5 protein-coding genes are annotated in these 6,935 nt (G+C 63.7%); 2 read left to right on the top strand and 3 right to left on the bottom strand.

What is annotated here, in order from left to right; translation table 11 throughout:
• The first annotated feature begins 630 nt into the window (after nt 1-630).
• On the top strand, nt 631-1,689 hold the full coding sequence (locus tag ACTIIH_RS09675; protein ID WP_441451589.1) for an RAP domain-containing protein: 1,059 nt from the start codon (nt 631-633) through the stop codon (nt 1,687-1,689).
• Between the two features lie 324 nt (nt 1,690-2,013).
• On the opposite strand, the gene ACTIIH_RS09670 is transcribed toward ACTIIH_RS09675, so the two are convergent.
• Nucleotides 2,014-2,505, bottom strand: coding sequence for a hypothetical protein (locus tag ACTIIH_RS09670; RefSeq protein WP_441451588.1), 492 nt, complete (start codon nt 2,503-2,505; stop codon nt 2,014-2,016).
• A gap of 180 nt (nt 2,506-2,685) precedes the next feature.
• Between ACTIIH_RS09670 and ACTIIH_RS09665 the strand changes: the two genes are divergently transcribed.
• On the top strand, nt 2,686-4,626 hold the full coding sequence (locus ACTIIH_RS09665; RefSeq protein WP_441451587.1) for an amidohydrolase: 1,941 nt from the start codon (nt 2,686-2,688) through the stop codon (nt 4,624-4,626).
• A 108-nt stretch (nt 4,627-4,734) separates the two neighbouring features.
• Here ACTIIH_RS09665 and fabG read toward each other — a convergent pair whose 3' ends face one another.
• Together fabG and ACTIIH_RS09655 are read right to left on the bottom strand one after the other, a co-directional pair.
• Nucleotides 4,735-5,544, bottom strand: a complete 810-nt coding sequence (fabG, locus tag ACTIIH_RS09660; protein ID WP_441451586.1) for a 3-oxoacyl-ACP reductase FabG — start codon at nt 5,542-5,544, stop codon at nt 4,735-4,737.
• A 30-nt stretch (nt 5,545-5,574) separates the two neighbouring features.
• Nucleotides 5,575-6,738 (bottom strand): acyl-CoA dehydrogenase family protein, encoded by a 1,164-nt coding sequence (locus tag ACTIIH_RS09655; protein WP_441451585.1) that lies wholly within the window; start codon nt 6,736-6,738, stop codon nt 5,575-5,577.
• Nucleotides 6,739-6,935 lie beyond the last annotated feature (197 nt).

The following is a 6,935-nucleotide window of genomic DNA, read 5'->3' as shown; positions in this document are numbered from 1 at the left end:
TGACCGGTGAGGTGCTGTCCCGGGTGTTCGACACTCCCGTCGACGTCATCGACGGGCCCCGCGGTCCCTTGGCGGTGTACTTCTGAGGCTTCTGGCTGTGTGCTGCTGATCTGCTGGCGGCGGGGACGGCTGCCCGTGCGTGAAGTCTGCCCCGTGCGGTGGCTGGGATGGCTGGGGTGGCTGGGGGTGGCCGGGGCACCTATTGGGGCGACTTTCGGGCGCTCATCACCTTTTGATCGAATCATCGAGTTCGAACCCGATGCATCGATCAAAAGGCGATGACGGTTCGGACGAAAGTCGATCACGGATGGCGCAAAAGGCGATTACTGTACTTGCACATTCGTGGACTGAGTTCTCACCCGCTCACCAGACACTGTGGAAGACCTGCTCGTGCGACGACTTGCGAGAATCCAGACAGTCAGTGCGAGCTTCGGTCCTCATGGACGGAACCCATCTCGGCGGTGCTCAGCAGGTGCGTGATCTCAGAAATTCTTGTGCGGCGACGTTCATCAGCGGCCTGTGGAGACGAACTCGACTCGACCGCCGTTGACTTGTGGACGACGAAACGCTGTCCACAACCCCAGCGCCAGGGGGTTCTGACGGCGGGCCGCTGATGCCGATACTCGCCAGATGACGAATACGATCTATCGTGAAGAATTCTCCGCAGCCGGTATCTCTTCCAAAACGATCAAGAGTGCGCTGGGCTGTTGTCTGATTCGTCTCTGCCGCGGGGTGTACTCGGTGATCCGCGAGTGCCAGGTGAAAGACCACAGCCGAATTGCGGCATTCATCAGAGACGACGATTGGATCAGCTTCCATGTCGACAGAACTCCATCCGACTTGAAGCATGATTTCAGGTACCAGACTCAGCTCCGTGCACTTCGTATCCGCAGCTATCGCTGGTATCGACCAGAGGATGTGATCGTTGGCAAGTCGGCAGCGGTCCTTCACGGAATCCCTCTGTACAAGGACACATCGAAAGCGATCGCGGTCAAACACCCGCGGAGCAATTCGCACACGAAGGAGATCATCCGTGTGCGGGGCGAGGTTCCCGCAGAGGATCAGGTGGGATTCGGTCATCTGACGGCCACCTCGGCGGTTAGGACGGCTTTGGACCTCATTCGGATTTCGGGGCAACGCGAAGCATTTGCGGCAATGGAGTGGGTGCTGCGGCAGATGACGACCGCTCAATTCCCTGGCTTCAATCCGAAGTTCGGGTATACGGAGAAGTTTCAGGCCGAGGCGCGTCGAATTGTCGCGACGGCGTTCTACCCTGCGGTTGCTCGCATGCGGTCGGGCCAGGTCACCGCGCAGCGGATGGTTGATGCGATCGATCCGTTCTCAGAGAGTCCTGCTGAGAGCAACTGCCGATTCAACCTCATCGCCTTGAAGCTGACGGGGTTCGAACAGCAGATCGAAGTCCGAGACAACAAAGGCTTCATAGCGCGAGTGGATTTTCTCAACGAACAGGCACGAACGATCCTCGCGGTCGACGGAAGTGAGAAATACGCTCTGGTGGGACCCTCGCTGATCCGGAGAGAAGGCGAACAGCACAACCGGCTTCTCAGTATGGGGTATAAGGTCATCCATCTGAGTTTCGATGACGTATTCAGGCTCAACGACTTTCGGGACAAGATCTTCACACAAGTGCCGGAGCTGAAGCAGATGGTCGGGAGTCCCCACGAATGATGCAGAGCTCGCGCATCGACTTTCGAGCTGTTGACCACCGGGTTTTGTGCAGTTGGGTATCGAGTTTTGTGTGGTGCATCGAGTTTTATACCGATGATCTGATCAGAAAGCGATTATCCGCCGAGGAGGCCGCTGAGTGACCACGCCTCGGCACTCGGTGAGGGCGCCGTTCAGTGCCAATTCCTGCGTCGGCCTCCAGCGGCCACCCGAAGAGAACGGCGCTGATGTTCCTGACCGCCGGATCCTTTTCGCGGCCTTCCTCAACCAAAGTGAGGACGCGGAAGGCGGCTGCGCTTTCGGTCTGAGCAGACCCGGCGGCCTCCTCTATTTGTCGTCTGCCTCGACGGCCGGCCGGATCGTCACCCAACGGCGCACTGCCAGCACGAGTGCGGCAACCAACCCCACGAGGAGCAGTCCGTCAGCAACGATGTAGAGCAGATGCAAGGACGACCCACCCTCATCGACGCCGGCGAGAACCGCATCCGTGCGCTGATTGAGCAGCGGCCGAATGACGATGACCTTGATGATGAGCACTCCGATGAGCCCGCAGGCCACACTGCGGTAGACACGATCGACACCCGACTTCAGCAGCGCCCACAACAGGATCGCGGCGATGACGAGCTCGACCCAGTTCATCACTCCGAACACCAGCCGACCGATGCCCAGCCCCACCGGGATCGTGATGCCGGGGGCTGTGAACTTCAGCGGCGCCTCGATGAGCGAGATGCCGATGATGAGCCCGAGCCAGACGGCGGGCAAGATGATCCGAGCGCTCGCCGCCAGCCTCGAGTCATCGGTGCTGAAGAAGTGAGTCATGCCTTCGATTCTACTCCTCGTAGAAAAGACCGGCTGCGCCCTCACCTTCGCCCACCAATTACTACCTGACGGCGGCGCAGCAACCTCACGCCAGGTTGCTGAGCCGCCGTCAGGTAGCAAGGAGGGGATGGTGATCGGCTCACTCAGCGACTTCGCCGCGCCCGCTCTAGACTGGTGCCCATGCGTCTGTTCTCCAACGCCGTGGTGCGCACTTTCGCACCCCAGCCCGCCTCGAGTACCCCCGCCTCGAACACCGCTGCGTCGATCGCATCCGACCCGGGTGCATCGAACACAGACACGGGCCCTGACACGGTCCCCGACCCGACTCCCGCCCCGACCTTCGACCTCACACAGCCGGCCCCGGATGCGATCCTCGTCGACGGGGAGACCATCGTGGCCATCGGCACCCGGGCCGAACTGCTCGACATCGCCGCCGCGCAGTCGTCGACGACGGCGGCGCTCGCCTCGGCGGGTGGGGTCGGTGCGACCACGGTCATCCCCGGCCTCGAGATCGACGAGATCGACTGCGGCGGGCAGGTCATCCTGCCCGGATTCGTCGACGGCCACATCCACTCGATCATGTACGCCGATTCGCTGACCGACCTCGACCTGTCCCAGACGAAATCGCTCGCCGAGGCGGTCGCGGCCATCCGCGAACGCGCCGATTCGCTTCCGGTGGGCGCCTGGGTGGTCGGCTCCGGCTGGGACCTCAACAAATGGGAGGACCCGTCCTATCCGGACCGGGACCTCCTCGACGCCGAGGTTCCCGACCACCCCGTGGCGATGTGGTCACTCGACCTGCACACCCTGTGGGTCAACGCCCACGCCCTCGAGATCGCCGGCATCGACTCCACGACCCCCGACCCCTCGGGCGGCAGCTTCGTCCGCGACGATGACGGGCAGCTCACCGGTCTGGTGCGCGAAGACGCCACCGATCTCGTCGCCCGCTTCATCCCTGAACCCAGCCGCGAGGACCAGGTCGAACGCCTCGCCACCACGCAGGAGCTCTTCCTGTCACAGGGGCTGACCGGGATCCATGACTTCGACGGCATCGCCTCGACCTTGGGCTGGAACGACCTGCATGCGGCCGGTCGCCAGGACTTGCGCGTGACCTTGTTCCTGCGTTCACCCGAAGTGCCGTGGGCGATCGAAACCGCCTGGCACACCGGTGACGGGGATGATTGGCTGCAGTGCGGCGGGCTGAAGCTGTTCTCGGACGGGGCGCTCGGCTCGCATACCTCGCACATGTCTTCAGCGTTTCCCGCGGTCGACGGTGAGGACGAGAACTTCGGTGTCGTGCAGATGACCGAAGACGAACTCTTCGACCAGGCACACATCGCCACCGAGGCGGGAATCTCCGTGGCCATCCACGCCATCGGCGATCAGGCGAACCACCATGTGCTCGGTGTCTACGACCGCCTGCGGGAGACGACGAAGGCCGCGGAAGAGAAGTTCGGCCGACCCCTGCGTCACCGCGTCGAACACGCTCAGTTCATCCAGCCGGCCGACGTTGCCCGGTTCGCCGAGCTCGGGGTGCTCGCGTCGATGCAGCCGCGCCATTGCATCTCTGACCTGCACCTGCTCCACCTCATCGACGAGTCCGCGCAGTTGGCCGCCTATGCGTGGCCCGACCTGCTCGATGCCGGGGCGCACGTGGTATTCGGCTCCGACGGTCCGGTCGAGCATGCGAACCCCTTCGCCGCGATCTATGCCGCGATGACCAGGTCGAACATCTCCGGTGACGCGTCGACGACCTTCCAGCCGCACCGTCGCCTGAGCGCCGTCGAGGCGATTCGCCTGCACACGCAGGGACCGGCCTTCGCCGCCGGGCTCGAGGACCGGCGCGGATATCTGGCGCCGGGCATGGATGCCGACTTCATCGTCGTCGACACCGATCCGTGCGTGGCCGAAGGGCTCAATCCCGAGGTCGCCGCGCGCGCCATTGCCGGTGTGGCCGCCGAGGCGGCCGCGCAGTCGAGCGACTCGGCCGTCTCACGCACGTCGGCCGACGGCCTCCTCGGCTACGCTTCCGAGGAAGCCCTGTTCGCCCACGCCGAAGCGATCCGCGACACCCGAGTCGCGCTCACCGTCGTCGGCGGCGAAATCAGATACCGCGCCTGACCTCGCCGAGGCGGTCCATCCGCTGCACGAGGAATTCGGAGGGAGAGAAGTGTTGATTTCCTCGTCCGAAATCATCATTCTTCTCCCTCCGAATTGACGTGCCCAGGATCAGATGTTGCGGCCGCCGGAGATCTCGGTGACGGTGCCGGTGAGGTAGCTCGACAGTCCGGAGGCGAGGAACAGCACCACGGAGGCGACCTCTTCGGGTTCGCCGGGACGGCCGAGCGGGATCTCGGCGAGCTTCGAGTCGATCGCGTGCTGCGGCATGGCCTTGGTCATGGCGGTGTTGATGAAGCCGGGCTGGATGGCGTTGATGCGGATGTCCTTGAACGCGACTTCCTTGGCCACGGCCTTCGTCATGCCGACGATGCCCGCCTTCGCTGCGGAGTAGTTCGACTGTCCGGGGTTGCCGACCTTGCCGCTGATCGAGGACACGTTGATGCTCGAGCCGCCGCGGTCCTGCTCGCGCATGAGCGCGGTGGCGACCTTGAGCCCGTTCCATGTGCCGCGCAGGTGCACGGAGATGACGTCGTCGAACTGCTGCTCGGTCATCTTCCGGATCGTCGCATCGCGGGTGATGCCGGCGTTGTTGACCCAGATGTCGATACCGCCGAATGCGGTCGTGGCCGCCTCGGCGAGTTTTTCGACGGCCTCGAGGTCGGACACGTTGCACACCGCGCCCGTGGCGACTCCGTCTCCGCCGAGTTCGGCCACAGCAGCCTGCAGACTCTCCTCATTCATATCGGCGATGACGACCTTGGCTCCCGAGTCGACGAGGCTGCGCACCATCGCCAAACCCAGTCCCTGCGCGCCGCCGGTGACGACGGCGACCTTGCCGGTCAGCAGTCCGGGGATGGCGGTGACTCCGCCAGTGTCGGTGACGGTGATGCCGGAGTTCGCGGTTGTGGATTCAGTCATGGGATGCCTTTCGTGCGTGGTCGGTTGTTCTCAGAGACTGAACTGCGGTTTGTGCGCGCCATTCAGCAGCTGCTTGGCGACGACGACGCGCTGGACCTCGGAGGTGCCTTCATAGATGCGGAAGAGGCGTGCGTGGCGGTAGAAGCGTTCGACCGCGGACTCGCGCATGTAGCCCATGCCGCCCTGAATCTGCACGCCCTTGTCGGCGATGCGGGCGAGTGCTTCGGAGGCGAAGAGCTTCGCCGAGGAGGGGCCCAGCTTGCGATCGGTCTCGGCGTCCCAGCGCCCAGCGGCCGAGAGGACGAGCGACTTGGCGGCGGCAACATCGGTGTAGATATCGGCGAGCATCGCCTGGACGAGCTGGAACCGGGCGATCGGTTCCCCGCCCTGCTTCGCCTCGGCGGCGAAGCGCACGGATTCGTCGAGGATGCGGATCGACTGACCGACGCAGATCGCGGCGATGTGCAGGCGCCCCTTGTTGAGTGAGGCCATGGCCGCGTAGAAGCCCTTCTCCTCCTCACCCCCGATGAGGTTGGCGGCAGGCACGCGCACGTCGTCGAAGAAGATCTCCGAGGTCCAGGCGCCGGCCTGACCCATCTTGTGATCGTGTGGGCCGACGGTCACGCCTTCGGACTTCGTGGGCACGAGGAAGACCGAGATGCCCTTTGAGCCCGTGGCCTTCGGGTCGGTGCGGGCGAAGACCACGAGGACATCGGATGCCTCAGCGTTGGTGATGAACCGCTTGGAGCCGTTGATGATGTAGCCTTCGCCAACGCGTTCGGCCTTCGTCCGCAGGCCTGAGGGGTCGGACCCGGCTTCGGATTCGGTCAGCGCGAAGGAGGCGACGACCTCTCCGGAGGCCAGGCGGGGCAGCCATTCGGACTTCTGCTCATCGGTGCCGTAGTTGACGAGCACCTGTCCGGCGATGCCGTTGTTCGTGCCGAACAGCGACCGGAAGGACGGGGTGGTGTAGCCGAGCTCCATGGCCAGGAGTGCGTCCTGTTCGGCGTTGAGCCCGAGCCCGCCGTACTCCTCGGGCAGGGCCCAGCCGAAGAGGCCCATCTCGGCGGATTCCCTGATGATGGCTTCGGGGAAGGCATCCTCATCTTCGACCTGGGTCTCGAGCGGGACGACCTTCTCGCGGACGAATTCGCGGACGGCTGACAGGATGTCGTCGAGTTCCGAGTTGTCCATGGGTCACTCTCCTTCGTGTGTGTCCGGACGGTGGCATCCTGCGGCCGACGGTTCAGTGGCGCAGCGGTGCGGCAGTGTCATTGTGCGGCTGACGCCATCATATATCGAAATATTCAATAAACGAGAGTCATTAATGCTGTTATAGGTAATTATTATCAGCGTGAGTGGCAGTGGGCGCGGCTGCAACGCGGTAGTGA

It is taken from the genome of Brevibacterium sp. (assembly GCF_052105255.1).
GTDB classification, from domain to species: Bacteria; Actinomycetota; Actinomycetes; order Actinomycetales; family Brevibacteriaceae; genus Brevibacterium; species Brevibacterium linens_B.
Note: the sequence above shows the minus strand (reverse complement) of the source record. Positions and strands in the feature narration are given on the sequence as shown.